Origin of the sequence: Edwardsiella sp. A.80236 (genome assembly GCF_044540725.1) — a bacterium.
GTDB lineage: Bacteria > Pseudomonadota > Gammaproteobacteria > Enterobacterales > Enterobacteriaceae > Edwardsiella > Edwardsiella tarda.
This window is the reverse complement of record NZ_JBIUCY010000002.1, coordinates 372471-390500: the sequence shown is the minus strand read 5'-3', so window position 1 is coordinate 390500 and position 18030 is coordinate 372471. Positions and strand designations below refer to the sequence as shown.

20 protein-coding genes are annotated in these 18030 nt (G+C 60.1%); 12 read left to right on the top strand and 8 right to left on the bottom strand.

The features are described 5' to 3' along the window. Window positions 1-5 precede the first annotated feature (5 nt). Entirely contained in the window at window positions 6-1487 is a 1482-nt protein-coding gene (ampG, locus tag ACEQFP_RS03890) for a muropeptide MFS transporter AmpG (protein WP_005296821.1), read from the top strand. 23 nt (window positions 1488-1510) lie between these two features. After that, a complete protein-coding gene (locus ACEQFP_RS03885; protein ID WP_068869970.1) occupies window positions 1511-2908 on the top strand; it encodes an MFS transporter in 1398 nt (465 codons plus the stop codon). Between the two features lie 25 nt (window positions 2909-2933). Here the strand turns inward: ACEQFP_RS03885 and ACEQFP_RS03880 are convergent, their stop codons facing one another. Continuing rightward, window positions 2934-3425, bottom strand: a complete 492-nt coding sequence (locus ACEQFP_RS03880) for a YajQ family cyclic di-GMP-binding protein (RefSeq protein WP_005283457.1) — start codon at window positions 3423-3425, stop codon at window positions 2934-2936. 200 nt (window positions 3426-3625) lie between these two features. On the opposite strand from ACEQFP_RS03880, the gene panE reads away from it, so the two are divergent. The 7 genes from panE (at window position 3626) to ACEQFP_RS03845 (ending at window position 8835) form a co-directional block, all read left to right on the top strand. Then, on the top strand, window positions 3626-4543 hold the full coding sequence (panE, locus tag ACEQFP_RS03875) for a 2-dehydropantoate 2-reductase (RefSeq protein ID WP_005283454.1): 918 nt from the start codon (window positions 3626-3628) through the stop codon (window positions 4541-4543). Beyond that, window positions 4503-5093 (top strand): protein deglycase YajL, encoded by a 591-nt coding sequence (gene yajL, locus ACEQFP_RS03870; RefSeq protein WP_005283450.1) that lies wholly within the window; start codon window positions 4503-4505, stop codon window positions 5091-5093. Before panE ends, yajL begins: the two co-directional genes overlap by 41 nt. 305 nt (window positions 5094-5398) lie before the next feature. After that, window positions 5399-6184, top strand: coding sequence for a DUF4198 domain-containing protein (locus ACEQFP_RS03865; RefSeq protein ID WP_109579145.1), 786 nt, complete (start codon window positions 5399-5401; stop codon window positions 6182-6184). 73 nt (window positions 6185-6257) lie between these two features. Next, window positions 6258-6740, top strand: coding sequence for a hypothetical protein (locus ACEQFP_RS03860; RefSeq protein WP_396463892.1), 483 nt, complete (start codon window positions 6258-6260; stop codon window positions 6738-6740). Next, window positions 6727-7332, top strand: coding sequence for a cobalt transporter CbiM (cbiM, locus tag ACEQFP_RS03855; RefSeq protein WP_396463891.1), 606 nt, complete (start codon window positions 6727-6729; stop codon window positions 7330-7332). The genes ACEQFP_RS03860 and cbiM overlap by 14 nt, the downstream gene beginning before the upstream one ends. After that, entirely contained in the window at window positions 7332-8102 is a 771-nt protein-coding gene (locus ACEQFP_RS03850; protein WP_098143369.1) for an energy-coupling factor transporter transmembrane component T, read from the top strand. The genes cbiM and ACEQFP_RS03850 overlap by 1 nt, the downstream gene beginning before the upstream one ends. Next, on the top strand, window positions 8080-8835 hold the full coding sequence (locus ACEQFP_RS03845; protein WP_097364058.1) for an energy-coupling factor ABC transporter ATP-binding protein: 756 nt from the start codon (window positions 8080-8082) through the stop codon (window positions 8833-8835). Before ACEQFP_RS03850 ends, ACEQFP_RS03845 begins: the two co-directional genes overlap by 23 nt. On the opposite strand, the gene thiI is transcribed toward ACEQFP_RS03845, so the two are convergent. After that, the gene (thiI, locus tag ACEQFP_RS03840) at window positions 8832-10280 is read right to left on the bottom strand and encodes a tRNA uracil 4-sulfurtransferase ThiI (RefSeq protein WP_005283428.1); all 1449 of its coding nucleotides are present in this window, start codon (window positions 10278-10280) and stop codon (window positions 8832-8834) included. The genes ACEQFP_RS03845 and thiI overlap by 4 nt on opposite strands. A gap of 211 nt (window positions 10281-10491) precedes the next feature. Between thiI and xseB the strand changes: the two genes are divergently transcribed. The 3 genes from xseB (at window position 10492) to dxs (ending at window position 13581) form a co-directional block, all read left to right on the top strand. Then, window positions 10492-10734: an exodeoxyribonuclease VII small subunit gene (gene xseB / locus ACEQFP_RS03835; protein ID WP_005283425.1), complete on the top strand. Its 243-nt coding sequence runs from the start codon at window positions 10492-10494 to the stop codon at window positions 10732-10734. Between the two features lie 3 nt (window positions 10735-10737). Further along, window positions 10738-11643 carry a (2E,6E)-farnesyl diphosphate synthase gene (ispA, locus tag ACEQFP_RS03830; RefSeq protein WP_047060285.1) on the top strand — a complete coding sequence of 302 codons (906 nt, stop codon included), beginning with the start codon at window positions 10738-10740 and terminating at the stop codon, window positions 11641-11643. Window positions 11644-11715: 72 nt separating this feature from the next. Continuing rightward, entirely contained in the window at window positions 11716-13581 is a 1866-nt protein-coding gene (dxs, locus tag ACEQFP_RS03825) for a 1-deoxy-D-xylulose-5-phosphate synthase (RefSeq protein ID WP_396463889.1), read from the top strand. A gap of 82 nt (window positions 13582-13663) precedes the next feature. On the opposite strand, the gene pgpA is transcribed toward dxs, so the two are convergent. From pgpA to nrdR, 6 genes are all read right to left on the bottom strand, one after another. After that, on the bottom strand, window positions 13664-14164 hold the full coding sequence (pgpA, locus tag ACEQFP_RS03820; RefSeq protein WP_005283418.1) for a phosphatidylglycerophosphatase A: 501 nt from the start codon (window positions 14162-14164) through the stop codon (window positions 13664-13666). 1 nt (window position 14165) lies between these two features. Further along, a complete protein-coding gene (gene thiL, locus ACEQFP_RS03815) occupies window positions 14166-15137 on the bottom strand; it encodes a thiamine-phosphate kinase (RefSeq protein WP_005283415.1) in 972 nt (323 codons plus the stop codon). A gap of 110 nt (window positions 15138-15247) precedes the next feature. Beyond that, window positions 15248-15667, bottom strand: coding sequence for a transcription antitermination factor NusB (gene nusB / locus ACEQFP_RS03810; protein ID WP_005283412.1), 420 nt, complete (start codon window positions 15665-15667; stop codon window positions 15248-15250). Window positions 15668-15688: 21 nt separating this feature from the next. After that, entirely contained in the window at window positions 15689-16159 is a 471-nt protein-coding gene (gene ribE / locus ACEQFP_RS03805) for a 6,7-dimethyl-8-ribityllumazine synthase (protein WP_005283409.1), read from the bottom strand. A gap of 87 nt (window positions 16160-16246) precedes the next feature. Then, window positions 16247-17353: a bifunctional diaminohydroxyphosphoribosylaminopyrimidine deaminase/5-amino-6-(5-phosphoribosylamino)uracil reductase RibD gene (gene ribD / locus ACEQFP_RS03800; protein WP_097364693.1), complete on the bottom strand. Its 1107-nt coding sequence runs from the start codon at window positions 17351-17353 to the stop codon at window positions 16247-16249. A gap of 35 nt (window positions 17354-17388) precedes the next feature. Continuing rightward, the gene (nrdR, locus tag ACEQFP_RS03795; RefSeq protein WP_005296787.1) at window positions 17389-17838 is read right to left on the bottom strand and encodes a transcriptional regulator NrdR; all 450 of its coding nucleotides are present in this window, start codon (window positions 17836-17838) and stop codon (window positions 17389-17391) included. Window positions 17839-18030: the final 192 nt, after the last annotated feature.

Here is an 18030-nt window from a genome sequence, read left to right as displayed (position 1 = left end):
TCCTTATGCCAACAGCCTACTTCGCCATTTTCACCCAACGCCGTAGCGCCATCCTGCTGTTGCTCGGCTTCGCCTCGGGGCTCCCGTTGGCCTTGACCTCCGGCACTCTCCAGGCCTGGATGACCGTCGCGGGCGTCGATCTGAAGACCATCGGCTTCTTCTCGCTGGTCGGTCAGGCTTACGTCTTCAAGTTTCTCTGGTCGCCGCTGATGGATCGCTACACGCCGCCCTTACTCGGCCGGCGTCGGGGCTGGCTGTTGTTAAGTCAGATCCTGCTATTGGCAACCATCTTCGCCATGGGGCTGCTGGATCCGCAGCGCCATCTGTGGTGGCTGGCGTTATTGGCGGTGCTGGTGGCCTTCTGCTCCGCCTCACAAGATATCGTCTTCGATGCCTACAAAACCGATCTGCTCAGCGCCGAGGAGCGCGGTGCCGGGGCGGCGATCTCGGTACTCGGCTACCGCCTGGCGATGCTGGTTTCTGGGGGGCTGGCCCTGTGGCTGGCGGATCGCTACCTCGGTTGGCAGGCGACCTACTGGCTGATGGCGGGCCTGATGTTGATCGGCATCGCCGCCACCCTCTGGGCGCCAGAGCCGCAAAGCGATGTGCCGGTGCCACGCACCCTGGAACAGGCGGTATTGGCCCCGCTACGCGACTTCTTTCAACGTGATAACGCCTGGCTGATCCTGCTATTAATCGTCATGTACAAGATGGGGGACGCCTTCGCCGGTAGCTTGAGCACCACCTTCCTGATCCGGGGTGTCGGCTTCGACGCCGGCGAGGTTGGCCTGGTCAATAAGACCCTGGGGCTGCTCGCCACCATCATCGGCGCCCTGTGGGGTGGGGTATTGATGCAACGCCTGTCGCTGTTTCGCGCCCTGATGCTGTTCGGTATTCTGCAAGGGGTCTCTAACTTTGGTTACTGGTTGCTGGCCGTCACGGATAAGAGCCTGCTAACCATGGGGAGCGCCATCTTCCTGGAAAACCTGTGCGGCGGCATGGGAACGGCCGCTTTCGTCGCGCTGCTGATGACGCTGTGCAACCGCGCCTTCTCCGCCACGCAGTTCGCCCTGCTCTCCGCCCTCTCCGCCGTCGGCCGCGTCTATGTCGGCCCCCTCGCCGGCTGGTTCGTCGAACTGCATGGCTGGCCGTTGTTCTACCTGTTTTCGGTGATCGCCGCCCTACCCGGGCTGGCGTTGCTACTGTTATGCCGTCGCACGTTGGAATATGTCCAAGCGACCGGAACATTCCGCCAACGCCACGCCTATGCCCAAGGTTATCGCTACGCGCTGCGCCTGTTACTCGGCGGCGTGCTGCTCATCGCCCTCTGGCTGCTGACGCTGCTGGCGGGCTACCTGGGGATGACGGCGTTATCCCCGCTGGATGAACCGCTGTTTATGCTGGCGCTGGCCCTCTGTGTGGCCGGGGTGCTCTGGGGCGCTTGGCTCGACTACCGTGCGCAGGCACTGCCGACGCCCCAGGCGTGAGGCTCGACCGATTCGAGGTTGTAATGAACGATTTTCGCATGACCCCCAACGAGCGTAAGGCCACCTGGGGGCTGGGTGCCGTCTTCTCCCTGCGCATGCTGGGGATGTTCATGGTGCTGCCGGTACTGACCACCTATGGCATGTCCCTCAGCGGCGCCAGCGAGGCGCTGATCGGCCTAGCCATCGGCATCTACGGCGTCACCCAGGCGCTATTACAGATCCCCTGCGGTATTCTCTCCGACCGTCTAGGCCGCAAACCGTTGATTGTCGGAGGCCTGCTGATCTTCGCCCTCGGCAGCGTCATCGCCGCGCTGACCGACAGTATCTGGGGAGTGATCCTTGGGCGAGCGCTACAGGGTGCCGGTGCCATCGCGGCGGCCCTGATGGCGCTCTTGTCCGACCTCACCCGCGAACAGAATCGCACCAAGGCGATGGCCTTTATCGGCGTCAGCTTTGGCGTCACCTTCTCCATCGCCATGGTCGCCGGCCCATTGATCACCCATACCCTGGGCCTCTCCGGTCTCTTCGCGCTGATCGCCCTACTCGCCTTGCTCGGTGTGCTGATCACCCTCTATCTGATCCCCGTCCCGACGGCGCACCGCCTGAATCGCGAAGCCAGCATGGTACGCGGCGCCTTTGGTCGAGTATTGGTCAACCCGGCACTGTTGCGTCTCAACGCCGGGATCATGTGTATGCATATCCTGTTGATGTCCAGCTTTATCGCCTTACCGCCATTGATGGAGCAGGCTGGGCTAGCGCGTGGCGAACAATGGAAGGTCTATCTGGGTACCATGCTGGTGGCCTTTATCGCCATGGTGCCCGGCATCATCTATGCCGAAAAGCAGCGGCGCATGAAGCAGGTATTTCAATTCTGTGTGGTGATATTGATCGCCGCCGAGGTAGTGCTGTGGTATGCCGGGTTACATCTGACCGGCATCATCCTCGGGATCCTGCTCTTCTTCTGCGCCTTTAACATGATGGAGGCCATGCTGCCGTCGCTGATCAGCAAGGAATCACCGCCCGGTTATAAGGGAACGGCTATGGGCGTCTACTCCACCTGCCAGTTCATCGGCGTCGCCATCGGTGGCATTCTCGGTGGCTTGGTGTACGCGCGCGGCGGGGCCGAGGCGGTATTTACCGGCTGTGCCGTGTTAGCGGTAATGTGGTTTGTGATCAGCCTGACGATGCGTGAACCGCCCTATGTCAGCAGCTTACGCATCGTACTCCCGCCTACGCTGGCAGCCGATGCGGCCCTGGCACAGCAGCTACGCCAACAGGCGGGGGTAAGCGACGCGATCCTGGTCGCCGACGAGCACACGGCCTACATCAAGATCGATAACCTCGTGACCAGCCGCGCCGCCATTGAGCAGTTCCTGCAATGCTGTGCCGAGACGGCACCCAGCACGCCGAAGCCGATGTAAGGCCGTTGCGCGCAGGCGCCGGCGATCAGTCGCGGAAGTTATTAAACTGGAAGGGCTGCCCCAGATCGGCGCCACGCACCAGCGCCATCACCCCCTGCAAATCGTCGCGTGACTTCCCGGTCACGCGCAACTGATCGCCCTGGATCTGCGCCTGTACCTTCAGTTTGCTATCCTTGATCAACTTGACCAGCTTCTTCGCCATCGCCGACTCGATGCCCTTCTGTAGCTTGGCTTCCACGCTGTACAGCTTGCCACTGTGCTCACACTCCTCCGGGATCTCCAGAGCCCCGGCCTCGATGCCCCGCTTCACCAGCTTCTCGCGCAGGATATCCACCAGCTGCTTAACCTGAAAGTCAGAGATAGTCGTCAGCTTGATGCTCTCGCTCTTCTCATTCAGCTCGATGCTGGCCTCGACGTTGCGGAAGTCCCAACGTGAAGCCAACTCGCGCGTGGCGTTCTCCACTGCGTTGCGTACTTCCTGCAAATCCACCTCGGATACGATATCGAATGACGGCATGCTACTTCTCCTCTCACTATGATGCCGAGCATCATAGCGGCTCGGCGCCATGATGCAAGGCGCAGACGTTCCCCTGTCTTTTCCCTGAACAGATGGCAGCGATTTCCCCGCACAGCACTGCGAATCAGCGGGAGAAAAGTTTATACTGAACAGAGATAAGCTGCGTTTTCGGCGCGCACGGAAACGCCACTGGAGGTGTAATGAAGATAACCGTTTTAGGTTGTGGGGCGTTGGGCAAATTATGGCTCTCAGCGCTGGTGCGGCGCGGGCACCAGGTGCAGGGTTGGCTACGCGTCCCTCAGTCGGAGTGTCATGTACATCTGATCACGCCACAGGGCCTCACCGACCAACGTCGCCTGCCGGCTAACGATAATGCCCTATTGGCGCAGAGTGACCTGCTGCTGGTCACGCTGAAAGCGTGGCAGATCGCCAACGCACTGCCCCCCTTGTTGCCCCGTCTCGCGCCCCACTGCACCATTTTGCTGCTACACAATGGCATGGGCGCCCTGGACGAACTCATGCCACTGCCCACGCAACCCTTGTTACAGGGCAGCACCACCCATGCCGCGCGCCGTGAGGGACATACCGTCTGGCACGTCGCCAACGGCATCACCCATATCGGCCCGCTTAACGAGGCGGGGCAAGCCTGTAGCGGGCTGGCCGACGCCTTGCACCGGGCATTACCTGACGTCGCCTGGCACGATAATATTCAACCCGCGCTATGGAATAAGTTGGCGATCAACTGCGTCATCAATCCGTTGAGCGTACTGTATGGTTGTCACAACGGCGCACTGGTCCAACACCAAGAACACATCCACGCCCTGATCGCCGAGATCGTCGAGGTGATGGAGGCGGAGGGCTACCGTACCAGCGCCCAAACGCTCTACAGCTATGTGATGCAGGTCATTCATCTGACCGCCGACAATCTCTCCTCCATGTTGCAAGATGTGCAGGCTCAGCGCCATACCGAAATCGACTATATCACCGGCTATCTGATCCGCCGTGGCCGCAGCCATGGTCTGGCTCTCGCGGAAAACCGCCAACTTTTTGATCTGATAAAACGAAAGGAACAAACCTATGAGCGTATCGGCCTTGGTGTGTCTGGCGCCTGGCAGTGAAGAGACCGAAGCGGTCACCACGATCGATCTGCTGGTGCGAGCCGGCATCCATGTGGTCAGCGCCAGCGTCGCGCCGGACGGTAACCGGGAAATTCTTTGCTCACGCGGTGTGCGTCTGCTGGCTGACACCACGCTGGTTCAGGTGGCCGATGAGCCGTTCGACGTCATTGTCCTGCCCGGTGGGCTAGCGGGCGCCGAATGCCTGCGCGATAGCGATCTGGTGATCGAGAAGATCCGCCAGATGCATCTGGAGGGAAAACTCGTCGCCGCGATCTGTGCCACACCGGCGGTGGTCCTGCAACACCACAACCTATTCCCCATCGCCAATATGACCGGCTATCCGGGAATGAAAGCACAGATCCCCGCCGAGAAGTGGATGGACAAGCGCGCCTATTACGATGAACGCGTTCGCCTACTGACCAGCCAGGGTCCGGGTACCAGCATCGACTTTGCCCTGAAGATCATCGATATTCTGCTGGGCAGAGAGAAAGCGGCCGCCGTCGCGGCGCAGCTGGTCACGGCCGCAGGTATCCACGATTATCACCACTAAGCGTATGGCGCTCCCCTCCTCCTCGGGGGCGCCGCCGTAGTGGTACGCAATCCCCTAGGGAAAATAAATAGAATCACCCGGAAATATCCACCTCATCTATGTATGCAGTTTTTATTAATTCATCATACTTCCTGAGCGATCACAAAACGTTATTTTCCTCGACTCACCCTGCCGATTCCGCTCGATAGGATGGTTGCGCCGCCCCATCATTTATATTAAAAGGATCGCGTTATTCAGCGCGGCTTATTTTAGCATTTCTATCATTCTATTTTTATTAACCCCCAACACCACCTCGGGAGATGACCATGCTCGCTAAAGCCACTCGCTTACTTATTCCCTTAGGACTACTCCTGGCCCTGAATACCGCCTCCGCTCACGAGTTTATGATTAAACCCGAGAAGAGCCAACTCAACGTCGGTGAGGCTGTCCGCGTCGAAGCGATGTCCTCCCATGTATTTATGGTCAATGAGGAGATGGAGAATCTTAGCGACGTCACCTTAGCCCTATACCAAGGTGGGGCGAATACCCCCCTGACCCTGCACGAGCAACCCCAGCGCAACACCCTGGACAGCGAGGTCGTCTTGCCGCAAGCGGGCAGTGCCCTGTTAGTCGGCCACCGCCTAGCGCAGACCTGGAGCGAAACCACCGAAGGGATGTTGCCCGGCGATCGCGCTACCCTGGAGGCGCAAGGGAAAAACGTCATCAACGTTAACCGTTATGAGAAATTCGCCAAGACCTTACTCAACCCGAGCGCTGGGGATACCACCTATCAGCAAGTATTAGGGCAAAAATTAGAATTAGTTCTACTCACCAATCCCGCCGATATTAAAGGCAATGGGAAAATAAAAGTTCAAGCCTTATTAGATGGTCAACCACTGCAGAGCGCAATCAATATTACCTACGATGGTTATTCACAGGCGCACGATGCCTATCTGGCTAATCAACAGAGTGACGCTCAAGGGATCACCGAGTTTGCAATTACGCAACCCGGGCTATGGTTATTACGCACCGGAGTAACGCAATCACAGCCTCAACCGGATATTAATAAATATGATCTGCGGGCAACGTTAGTCTTCCCTATCACAGAATAAGCGATCAGCGCGCGCCGAATTAATGATGTGACGCACTCCGCAAATGGTGACGGGGCATAGGAGGTCAATGATCATGCGCTCTGGCATAACCTGGGTACTCCTTCCCCTGGCGGGGTGGCTGGCCGCGCCGGTCGGCGCGCATAGCGTTCTAGCGCACGATCTGAGCAGCGATCAGGCGCGAGTGGTACAGTTTGGCTACTCGACCGGCGACGACGCCCCCTTCGCCCAGATCAAGGTCTATGCCCCCAATGATGCCGTCACCGAATATCAGAATGGGCGCACCGATCGTTTGGGGCGTTTCGCCTTCGTCCCCAATCAGCGCGGTGAATGGCGCCTGGAGATGCGCGATGGCATGGGGCATGCGCTCAGCCACCCCATCACGGTGAGCGCGCCGTCGGGCCAGGCCGCCTCCCAGCCGATCAAGCATGACCTCTTCTCCCGCTTCGCCCTGCCTTTACGCGCGCTACTCGGCGTTAGCTTACTTATTAACCTCTACGCCGCCGCAGGCTATGTGGCGCATCAGCATAGGCGGAAAAACGCGCATGCACATCAGTGAAGGGATCCTAACGCTGCCGGTGATCCTCAGCGGCTGGGGGGGTAGCGCCCTACTGGCGACACTGACGCTACGACGCACCACTGCGCAACAGCTGCCGCGCATCGCTGTCCTGAGTAGCGCCTTCTTCCTGGCCTCGTTGGTACGCATCCCGCTAGGGGCCAGCTCGGTACACTTTACCCTGCTCGGCGTGATGGGGATCATCTTGGGCTGGGGCGCCTTCCCCGCCATCTTCATTGCCCTGGCGCTCCAGGCCATCCTCTTTCAGTTTGGCGGGCTCTTGTCGCTGGGGGTCAATGCCAGCATCATGGGCGGCGCGGCACTCCTGGGCTGCCTGCCGCTGCACGCGGGGTTGCGGCGCTCCGGCCGCCTAGCGCTGGGTATCGCCTTTCTCTGCGGTGCCTTGCCCATCGTCATCGCCGCCACACTCGTCTATCTGGCGCTGAGCTGGAGTCATGCCGCTCTCGCCTCAACGGCCACGCTGCTGTTTATTGCCAATCTACCGTTAGCATTGCTGGAGGGGGGAATCACCCTGTTTACCTTCCTGTTTCTGAAGCGGGTCGCCCCCGAACTGCTCGCCGGTGAGTCCCGTTAATGTTCTCGTTTCATCTTCCCCGATCTACCCCCTCGGCCAAGCCGCGCTACGGTTGGGATCCGCGCTGCCGGCTCACGGGCGCGTTGTTAGCCAGCGGCGGCGTGGTACAAACGCTTAGCCCGCAATGCGTCGCCATCTGGGGCTGTCTGGCCGCGCTCGCGCTGTTGATCACCCCGCTGCCACGCGGTGCCTATCGCGCCTTTATTCCCTTGAATATCCTGATGCTATTTCTCTGGCTCACCCTCCCCTTTAGCAGCACGGAGGTCCAGAGCCCCAGCCTGGCAGCACGCTCATCGCCAGGCGTCACGCTCGCCTTCCTGTTAACGCTCAAATCCAACGTCTCGCTGGCGTTCCTGCTCTTCTTCTGCGCCGGCCTCGATACCCGCGCGTTGGGGGCGGCATTACAGGGGATGCGTGTCCCCCCTCAGGTCATCTCGCTGTTGCTACTCACCTTCCGCCACCTCAGCACCTTAGCACGCTATCTCCGTGCTAGCCTGCAAGCCTTGCAGCTACGCGCGCCGGCCCGCCAGCGCCTAACGCTCAGTACCAAGATGTGGATCTACGCCTGTATGCTCGGCTCCGTATTGGTCTACGCCGCTCGCCACGCAGAAGAGGTGCGTCTCGCCCTATGCTGCAAGCCCGCGATGCCGCGCTATGACATCCGCCGCTATCTGCATTGGCGTCGGCGGGACAGCATGACCCTGATCTTCATCGTGCTGACACTGCTATTACTCATCGGAGGGGAACGTGTCTATCTTGCTGCAGGTTGAACATCTCACCGTCGCCTACCAGGCATTAGCGGTACTCCGTAATGTCAACCTGACTCTGCGCCATGGCGAGAAGGTGGCCCTCGTCGGCGCCAACGGCAGCGGTAAGTCATCGCTCTTGTTACACCTAAGTGGCTGCCTGACTCCCCGCGCCGGGCGTATTCTCGTCGAGGGGGAGTCGTGCATCGGACAGCCCCGACGCGCGGGGCGCAAGATGGGATTACTGTTTCAACGCCAAGAGTGCCAACTGTTGCTGCCCTCGCTGCGTGAAGAGCTCGCCTTATCGCTCTGCGACAGCCCGCTGGATGAGGCGGCGCGGCAACAACAGATCCAACAGATCGCCACCACCTTCGGCCTGCTGCCGCTACTCGATCGCCCTCCGCACCACCTCTCGGGGGGCGAGCAGCAACGGGCGGCGCTAGCCACCTTATTGATCACCCACCCAGCCTTACTCCTGTTGGATGAACCCAGCGCGGCGCTCGATCCCCAGGCACGGCGGACCCTGATCCATCATCTGAATCGATTGAATAACGCCCTACTGCTGGCCACTCACGATCTCGATTTAGCCCTACAGACGACGCAACGAACGCTGGTGCTCTGCGCTGGGCGCATCGCCGCCCAGGGCGAGACGGCACAGATCCTGCGCGATGAGGCGCTACTGGAGGCGTATGGTTTGACGTTGCCGCTCAGCCTGCAAGCGAGGCTGAGCGGCAACATGGTGGAGGGAAACGCTTAGGGGCGGTAGACGCGGACGTTGTGGTAGCCCTGCTCTTGCAGATAGAGGGCCTGCAAACGACTCATGACCCCACGCTCGCAATACAGCACGTAACGACGGCCTTGGTCCAGATCGGCGAAGGCATTGGCCAGTTTATAGAACGGCAGGCAGATCACCTCGCTCCCTTCGAGCTGCAACGGCTTACGCTCCTGCTCATCGGGGGCGCGGATATCCAGCACCACATCGCCCTCGGCCAGCGATTCGATGGTCTCGACTTCGACCACGTCGGCCTCGCTCTGACGCGCGATGTCGCGAATGTCCATGGTCTGCGCCTCGTCGACCACGCGATCCAGAATGGCGAAATCGAAGTGCTCCTCTTCGGCCTCAATCTTCGCCTTCACCGCCTTCACCGTCGGGCTCTTCGAGATCACGCCGCAGAATTCCGGCATGGTCTTCGCAAAATCTTCGGTACCGATTTCACGCGCCAGACGAATGATGTGTTCTTTATCGTGGGCGATCAGCGGACGCAGCACCAGCGTATCGCTTACCCCATCGATCAAACGCAGGTTGGTCAGCGTCTGGCTAGACACTTGCCCCAACGCCTCACCGGTCACCAACGCCTGGATACCGTAACGCTCCGCGACACGTGATGCGGCGCGCACCATCATGCGCTTCAGCACCACGCCCATCTGCCCATCGTCGACTTTCTCCAGGATCTCTCCCACCACCGGCGCAAAGTCGATGGCGACAAAACGGACGCGGTGCGAGCTACCGAAGCGGTTCCACAGATAATGCGCCACCTGCTTAACCCCAATCTCATGGGCGGAGCCGCCTAGGTTGAAGAAGCAGTAGTGTACGCGACACCCACGCCGCATCAGCATGTAGCTGGAAACCCCAGAGTCGAAGCCGCCGGAGATTAACGACAACACATCTTCCTGGGTACCGATGGGGTAACCCCCCTGGCCTTCGAAGCGGCCACGCACCAACAGCAGGCGATCGTCTTCGATCTCCAGGTTAACCGTTACCTCGGGGTGTGTCAGACGGACGCGGGCACTGGGGATGTTCTGATTCAGTCCACCGCCGACGTAGCGCTCCACCTCAATCGAGGTGAATTCGTGCTTACCACGCCGCTTCACGCGTACGCAGAAAGTCTTCTCTTCCAGCTGCTCGCGGTACATCGCCAGCGTCTGTTCGAAGATGTCGTGCATGTCAGTGAAGGGGTGATCCTCCACCTCTAAAATGTGATGAATACCCGGGATTCGGGTTAAGGCGGTGCGCACGACGTCGCGACGGCTTTCCTCTTTGGCCCGAACTTCGATATGATCCCAATGGCGCGTTACCGCCACATCTTCAACCAACGGTTTCAACACGTTGCGGATATTCCCAGTAAGGATTTTAATAAAGCGCAGACGGACGGACTGGCTTTTGATAGTGATTTCCGGGAATAATTTAATGATAAACTTCATGGCGGTCGTGGCTAATAGTCGTCGAGATATGCGTTAAAAGGGCTTACACTGCACGGGCGCATCCGCTAGGGTGTTGCGCACCGTACCGAGTACAGGGCGCGCAGTATACCACTAAGTTAGCCAAAACGGTGCGAATGTACGCAGGCAGGTGCAGAATCTTGCCGTGTCACGGACGTCACCCTCGTTTTGCCAGTAACCAAGTAAAGAGATTATGGCCAAGAAAGCACCCGCCGCACCGGCATTTGAACAGGCACTCAGCGAATTGGAACAGATCGTGGTGCGCCTGGAGTCTGGCGATCTGCCTCTGGAGGAGGCGCTCAACGAGTTCGAGCGCGGCGTCCAACTGGCTCGTCAGGGGCAACAGACGCTACAGCAGGCGGAACAACGCGTGAAGATTCTGCTGAGCGACGATCAAGATGCGCCGTTATCGCCCTTCAACGCAGAGCAAGAGTGAGTCATGGCGACCTTTGAACAACAGTTGAAAGCCTACCGTCAGCGAGCGGATGCCGCCTTGTCTCAGGCGTTGGATAACCAACCCTTTGGTGATGGGCCCTTGGTCGGCGCCATGCGCTACGGTGCCCTGTTAGGCGGTAAACGTCTGCGCCCTTACCTGGTGTATGCGACCGGTCGCCTGTTCGGTTGCGACCTCAGCGCGCTGGATGCCCCGGCCGCCGCCATCGAGTGTATCCACGCCTATTCATTGCTGCACGATGATCTGCCAGCGATGGATGATGACGATCTCCGCCGCGGGCAGCCAACCTGCCACATCAAATTCGGCGAGGCGCACGCCATTCTGGCCGGCGACGCCTTGCAGACCCTCGCCTTCACCCTCTTGACCGACAGCCCGATGCCTGGCGTTGCCGATCGCGATCGACTGTGCATGTTGAGCGAACTGGCACACGCCAGCGGAGTTGCCGGCATGTGTGGCGGGCAAGCGCTGGATCTGGCGGCCGAGGGGCAGCACGTCGATCTGGCGGCGCTGGAGCAGATCCACCGTCACAAGACCGGGGCGTTGATCCGCTGTGCGGTGCGCCTGGGCGCGCTGGCCGGGGGTAACGCGGGCCACGCGGCGCTCACCCTGCTCGACCGTTACGCCGATGCCATCGGTTTGGCGTTTCAGGTCCAAGACGACATCTTGGATGTGGTCGGCGACAGCAGCAAGACTGGCAAGCGCCAAGGCGCCGATCAACAGCTCGATAAGAGCACCTACCCGGCCCTACTGGGGCTGGATCAGGCGCGGCAAAAAGCGGCCGACCTCCAACAGGAGGCGCTACGCGCGCTGACAGAGCTTGAACAACAGCACAACCTGAATACACAAGCGCTAAAATCCTTAGCCAGTTTTATCATTGAGCGCGATAATTAACGCCATACTAACAACCTTGTCCTCCCCCACGAAGCGACAAGGTTGTCCCGAATAAGTCGACATGAGCCGCTAATGAGTTTTGATATTGCCAAATACCCCACGCTGGCGCTGGTGCAGGATCCCGACGATCTGCGTCTGCTGCCCAAAGAGAGTTTGCCGACGCTGTGTGATGAGCTGCGCCAGTACCTGCTGAATAGCGTCAGCCGTTCCAGCGGGCACTTTGCCTCTGGGCTGGGTGCCGTCGAGCTAACCGTGGCGCTGCACTATGTCTACCGCACCCCGTTCGACTCACTGATCTGGGATGTCGGCCATCAAGCCTATCCGCATAAGATCCTGACGGGACGGCGCGATCGCATCGCGACCATTCGTCAGAAGGGGGGGCTCCACCCCTTCCCTTGGCGCGACGAGAGCGAGTATGACGTGCTGAGCGTCGGTCACTCCTCTACTTCGATCAGCGCCGGCCTGGGTATGGCGGTTGCCGCCGAGCGCGAGGGAGAGGGGCGGCGCACCGTTTGCGTCATCGGCGACGGCGCGATGACCGCCGGGATGGCCTTCGAGGCGATGAACCACGCCGGTGACATCAAGGCCGACATGTTGGTGGTGTTAAACGACAACGAGATGTCGATTTCAGAAAACGTCGGCGCCCTGAACAACCATCTGGCACAACTGCTCTCCGGCAAGCTGTATGCCAGCCTGCGCGAGGGGGGCAAGAAGGTACTCTCCGGCCTCCCGCCGATCAAAGAGCTGGTCAAGCGCACCGAAGAGCATCTGAAAGGCATGGTCGTACCGGGTACCCTGTTTGAAGAGCTGGGCTTTAACTACATCGGCCCGGTCGATGGCCACGATGTGCAGGCGCTGGTGGCGACGCTGAAGAATATGCGCGACCTGAAGGGTCCGCAGCTACTGCACATCATGACCAAGAAGGGGAAAGGCTACGCGCCGGCAGAGAAAGATCCCATCAGCTGGCATGCGGTGCCCAAGTTCGATCCCGCCTCTGGCACGCTCCCTAAGAGCAATGCCACCCTACCGACCTACTCCAAGATTTTCGGCGATTGGTTGTGCGAGGCGGCGCGCGATGACGAGAAACTGATGGGGATCACCCCGGCGATGCGTGAAGGTTCCGGTATGGTGCGTTTCTCGCGCGAATTCCCGCAACAGTTCTTCGACGTCGCCATCGCCGAACAACATGCCGTCACCTTCGGTGCGGGCCTCGCCATCGGTGGGTATCATCCGGTGGTCGCCATCTACTCCAGCTTCCTGCAGCGCGCCTACGATCAGGTGATCCACGACGTCGCCATCCAACACTTGCCGGTGTTGTTTGCCATCGATCGTGGCGGCATCGTCGGTGCCGATGGGCAAACCCACCAAGGTGCCTTCGATCTCTCTTTCCTGCGCTGCATCCCTAATCTGCTGATCATGACGCCGAGCGACGAGAACGAATGCCGCCAGATGCTGCAGACCGGCTATCTCTACCGTGAAGGCCCTTCAGCGGTGCGTTATCCGCGCGGTACCGGGACCGGTGCGGCATTGGAGCCACTGGCAGCCTTGCCGATCGGCAAGGGTGTCATGCGCCGCCGTGGCGAAGGCATCGCTATCCTCAACTTCGGTACCCTGCTGCCGGAGGCCCTGGCCGCCGCCGAGCGGCTCAACGCCAGCGTCGCCGATATGCGCTTCGTCAAGCCGTTGGATGAGGCGTTAGTGTGCCAGCTGGCGCGCGAGCATGACTACCTGATCACCCTGGAGGAGAACGCGGTGATGGGGGGAGCCGGGAGCGGCGTCAACGAACTGCTGATGCAACAATGCCTACCCTGTCCGGTGCTGAATATCGGTCTGCCGGATAGCTTCGTTCCCCAGGGGAGTCAGGAGGAGATACGCCACGATCTGCGCCTCGACGCCGACGGTATCATCGCTCAGTTCGAGGCGTGGCGAGCACGCTAATGCGCGCATGCGCCATGAACGACAAAAGGGGGCCTGATGGCCCCCTGTGTGTTATCGGAACAATGGATAGCCCGGTATCCACTCAGATTAACCCATAGTAGCCAACCAGCCACAATAGGATCGCCGACAGCACCCCGGCGACAATATCGTCTACCATGATCCCCCAGCCGCCATGCACGTTGCGATCGAACCAACGGATCGGCCACGGCTTCCACATGTCGAGCACGCGGAAAATGATCAAGCCCGCCAACACCCAGCGCCATTCGACAGCGGGTACCACCAACAGGGTGATCCACATGCCGACGAACTCATCCCAGACGATGCTGCCGTGGTCATGGACCCCCATGTCGCGCGCGGTGCGGTGACATAGGTAGGTGCCCAGAATGATGCTTAGGAGCAGAAAGGCCAGATAGAGCGCCAAGGGTAACTGCGTCAACAGGAGCCAGAAAGGGATCGCCGCGATGGAGCCCATCGTCCCCGGCACCACCGGACTCAATCCGCTCCCGAAGCCGGTCGCCAGCAGATGAAAGGGATTCCCCATGCGCAGGCGCGCCTTCGCCGCCTGCCGTTGTGTCTTGCTCATCTTAGCCAAAGTGATCAAACCCCTGTAGATCCAGTGTAACCTGACGATCGCCGCGCCATAGGCAGATGCCCTCCGATGCCGGGACCACCTGACCGACGCAGGTGAAGCGGCACCCGAGCTGACCGAGGGCCATATCCAGGGCGCCGCGCGAGATCTCCGGCACGGTGAAGCACAGCTCATAATCCTCACCGCCCGCCAAGGACCAGCGCTGGCGCGTCTCGGCATCCACCTGGCGCAGTAGCGCCTCGGACTGCGGTAACTTATCCAGATACAGATTGGCGCCACAGCCGCTGGCCTTGAGGATATGGCCGAGATCGGCAATCAAACCATCGGAGATATCGATGGCAGCGCTCGCCAAATCGCGCAGCGCTTGACCCTGCAAGACGCGCGGCTGCGGACGCAGATGACGCGCCAACAGGTAGCGCCGATCGGCCTCGTCGCCGATCGCCAGCCGCTGCTGTAACAGTGCCAAACCGGCGGCGCTATCCCCCAGCGTCCCGGTGACGTAGATCCAGTCGCCGACGCGCGCCCCATTGCGTTGCAGCGCCCGCCCCGCCGGTACCAACCCTTGCACGGTGTAAGTCATGCTCAATGGGCCGCGCGTAGTATCGCCACCGATCAACTGCATGCCATAGTAGTCCAGTTGCTCGAAGAGCGCATCGCTGAAGGCCTGGAGCCAAGGCTCGTCTACTGCGGGTAGGGTCAACGCCAATGATGCCCACGCCGGATCGGCCCCCATCGCCGCCAGATCACTGATATTGACCGCCAGAGACTTATAACCGAGGTCGGCCGGATCGATGTCCGGCAAGAAATGCAGGCCGCTAACCAGCGTATCGCTACTGACGGCCACCCATTGTTTCTCCGAGACGGACAACAACGCGCAATCGTCGCCGATGCCGCGCTGAACATCGTGGCGCAGCGTGCGCTGGCGGTTAAAGTAACGGGCGATCAGGTCAAACTCACCGTATGCCATAACAAGTTTCCTACGGGCGGCACGCCCGCCATAGCCGAAAAAAAGGCCGGAAATCCGGCCTATTGCGTAGCTATCAGTCCCTCTCGGGCCGGGCGGGCAAGCCGCGCTGATTATTTGCGATTCGGGCGCACCTGCGGTGCGATCTTATCCAGCACGCCATTGACGAACTTGTGGCTATCTTCGGCGCCAAAGGTTTTGGCCAGCTCGACGCCTTCGTTGATTGCCACCTTGTAGGGGACATCCTGGCGCTTGCTCAGTTCATAGATAGAGACGCGCAGGATAGCTTTTTCCACCTGCCCCAGCTCATCCAGTTGACGTGACAGCACCGGGGCCATCAAACCATCCAGATAGTCCGCATTGCTTGCCACACCGGACAGCAGCTCACGGAAGTAGTTTACATCAACGTCTTTCACGTCCTGCTCAGACAGAAACTGGTATTCGACATCGGCGATATCGTTTTTAGAGATCTGCCAAGAGTAGAGTGCCTGGACGGCACACTCACGGGCGCGGCGACGGGCAGCAGGTTTCACGGAATTCCCCTTACTAATAAATCAGGCTTTAATGGCTGTCAGTACATTGATCATTTCGAGTGCGGTCAGCGCGGCTTCCGCCCCTTTGTTCCCCGCTTTAGTCCCTGCACGATCAATGGCTTGTTCGATGGTTTCGGTAGTCAGTACGCCAAAGGCGACCGGCACTTCGCTATTCAGCGCGACGCTGGCCAAGCCAGAGCTGCACTCACCGGCAACGAATTCAAAATGGGCGGTGCCACCGCGGATCACGGTGCCCAACGCCACGACGGCGTCATAGCGACCGGTCGCCGTCAACGCGCGTACGGTCAACGGCAGCTCGTAGGCACCCGGCACCCAGACTACGGTGATATTGTCGTCAGAAACCTGACCAATACGCTTCAGCGCGTCGATCGCCCCTTCCAACAAACTGTCATTGATGAAATGGTTAAAACGCGCGATCGCGATGGCCACACGCGCTTGAGGGGCAGCAACAACGCCTTGAATCGTTTTCATACGGTTTCCTTAACATACGTAAGTTATACCCCGCAGGGGGGCGGATTCTATCATACTCTTTGCGCTTCTGCTCAGCTCCGTTGCCATTTAGGCAACGCGCAACGTCAGACGCAAATCGTCGCCGACGCGCGTGACCTCACTAAAAGCCAGCGACGGCGCATCGCCCAGGCGCTCCAGCCCGGGTAAGTGACATAGTCCTCGCGCCGCATCGCCCAACAGCTTCGGCGCCAGATAGACAATCAATTCATCGACCACACCCGCCTGTAACAGCGCACCGGCCAGGCGTGGACCCGCTTCGACCCACACACTGTTGATCTGCCGCTTGCCCAGCTGCATCATCAGCAACACCAGGTCCAATCCCGCGCCATTGCGCGGCAGCGACAACTGACTTACCGCCGACGGCCAAGCCTGTGTATCGGGCGTCTCGCGCGCCAGCAGGGTCTCCCCCGGTTGAGAGATCAGCCGATGTTGCGGCGTTACGCGATTATGGCTATCGACGATCACCCGCAACGGCTGGCGTAACCACTCACGCGGGTAGTGACGCTGTGTCTCGTCGTCTAACTCATCCCAGCGCACCGTCAGCGACGGATCATCGGCCAGCACCGTAGCGCTACTGCTTAAGATGGCCGAGCTCTGCGCCCGATAGCGCTGCACGTCGGCACGGGCGGCGGCAGAGGTGATCCATTGGCTCTCGCCAGACGCCATGGCGGTACGCCCATCCAGCGACGCGCCCAGCTTCAATTGGACATAGGGAAAACCGGTGCGCATACGCTTCAGGAAGCCCTTGTTGACCGCCTCGGCCTCGGCCAGCATCAGGCCATGGCGCACCTCGATGCCCGCCTGCTGCAAGCGATACAGCCCGCGCCCCGCCACGTGTGGATTGGGATCCTGCATCGCCGCCACTACGCGGCTCACGCCGGCGGCGACCAGCGCGTCGGCACAGGGGGGAGTCCGGCCATGGTGACTACAGGGCTCCAGGGTGACATAAGCCGTGGCGCCACGCGCGCGTTCGCCAGCCATGCGTAACGCATGCACCTCGGCATGTGGCTCTCCGGCACGCAGGTGAAACCCTTCGCCGACGATTTGCCCGTCACGCACCAAAACACAACCGACATTAGGATTAGGGGTCGTCGTAAAACGACCGCGACGCGCCAGCTCGAAAGCGCGCGCCAGGTAGAATTCATCAGGATGGATAGCCGACATCGTTACGATCTCCAGCGCTCGGGGCGCTACTCCTGCAAACGGGCGATCTCTTCGCCGAATTCGCGTACATCCTCAAAGCTGCGATAAACGGAGGCGAAACGGATATAGGCGACCTTATCGAGCCGCTTCAACGCATCCATCACCAGATTACCGACCATCTTGGTCTCCACCTCGCGCTCACCGGTCGCGCGCAATTGTGATTTAATCTGGCTGATAGCCATCTCGACATCGTCGGAGTTAACCGGACGCTTCTCCAGCGCCTTTAGCATGCCACTACGCAGCTTCTCTTCGTTGAAAGGTTCCCGCACACCGTTGCTCTTGACCACGCGCGGCATGACCAACTCGGCCACCTCGAAGGTGGTGAAACGCTCGTTACAAACCAGACACTGACGGCGGCGGCGTACCTGTGAGCCATCGCCCACCAGGCGTGAATCGATGACCTTGGTATCGACAGCGGAACAAAACGGACAGTGCATAACTCTTCCTGAACGGCTTCGGGGTCGCCATAGTGTACCCTCAACGCCGCTGACAACAAAGGGCGACATCCCCCGCTTTGTAGGGAAAATCACAACGAATGGCACGAAAATCGGCTTTTCCCCACCCTCATCCTGCGTCTCTCCCCGCTCTGCTCGCCACGGAATACACGAAAAGCCAGCGGGTGATTCCCC

What these genes read in the sequence shown, in the direction of transcription:
- ACEQFP_RS03850 (WP_098143369.1), top strand. Translation starts at nt 7,332, where the DNA reads ATGTTCTCGTTTCATCTTCCCCGATCTACCCCCTCGGCCAAGCCGCGC.
- ACEQFP_RS03860 (WP_396463892.1), top strand. Translation starts at nt 6,258, where the DNA reads ATGCGCTCTGGCATAACCTGGGTACTCCTTCCCCTGGCGGGGTGGCTG.
- ACEQFP_RS03865 (WP_109579145.1), top strand. Translation starts at nt 5,399, where the DNA reads ATGCTCGCTAAAGCCACTCGCTTACTTATTCCCTTAGGACTACTCCTG.
- yajL (WP_005283450.1), top strand. Translation starts at nt 4,503, where the DNA reads ATGAGCGTATCGGCCTTGGTGTGTCTGGCGCCTGGCAGTGAAGAGACC.
- cbiM (WP_396463891.1), top strand. Translation starts at nt 6,727, where the DNA reads ATGCACATCAGTGAAGGGATCCTAACGCTGCCGGTGATCCTCAGCGGC.
- dxs (WP_396463889.1), top strand. Translation starts at nt 11,716, where the DNA reads ATGAGTTTTGATATTGCCAAATACCCCACGCTGGCGCTGGTGCAGGAT.
- thiI (WP_005283428.1), bottom strand. Translation starts at nt 10,280, where the DNA reads ATGAAGTTTATCATTAAATTATTCCCGGAAATCACTATCAAAAGCCAG.
- ispA (WP_047060285.1), top strand. Translation starts at nt 10,738, where the DNA reads ATGGCGACCTTTGAACAACAGTTGAAAGCCTACCGTCAGCGAGCGGAT.
- ampG (WP_005296821.1), top strand. Translation starts at nt 6, where the DNA reads ATGCCAACAGCCTACTTCGCCATTTTCACCCAACGCCGTAGCGCCATC.
- thiL (WP_005283415.1), bottom strand. Translation starts at nt 15,137, where the DNA reads ATGGCATACGGTGAGTTTGACCTGATCGCCCGTTACTTTAACCGCCAG.
- nrdR (WP_005296787.1), bottom strand. Translation starts at nt 17,838, where the DNA reads ATGCACTGTCCGTTTTGTTCCGCTGTCGATACCAAGGTCATCGATTCA.
- pgpA (WP_005283418.1), bottom strand. Translation starts at nt 14,164, where the DNA reads ATGAGCAAGACACAACGGCAGGCGGCGAAGGCGCGCCTGCGCATGGGG.
- ribE (WP_005283409.1), bottom strand. Translation starts at nt 16,159, where the DNA reads ATGAAAACGATTCAAGGCGTTGTTGCTGCCCCTCAAGCGCGTGTGGCC.
- ACEQFP_RS03885 (WP_068869970.1), top strand. Translation starts at nt 1,511, where the DNA reads ATGAACGATTTTCGCATGACCCCCAACGAGCGTAAGGCCACCTGGGGG.
- xseB (WP_005283425.1), top strand. Translation starts at nt 10,492, where the DNA reads ATGGCCAAGAAAGCACCCGCCGCACCGGCATTTGAACAGGCACTCAGC.
- ACEQFP_RS03880 (WP_005283457.1), bottom strand. Translation starts at nt 3,425, where the DNA reads ATGCCGTCATTCGATATCGTATCCGAGGTGGATTTGCAGGAAGTACGC.
- panE (WP_005283454.1), top strand. Translation starts at nt 3,626, where the DNA reads ATGAAGATAACCGTTTTAGGTTGTGGGGCGTTGGGCAAATTATGGCTC.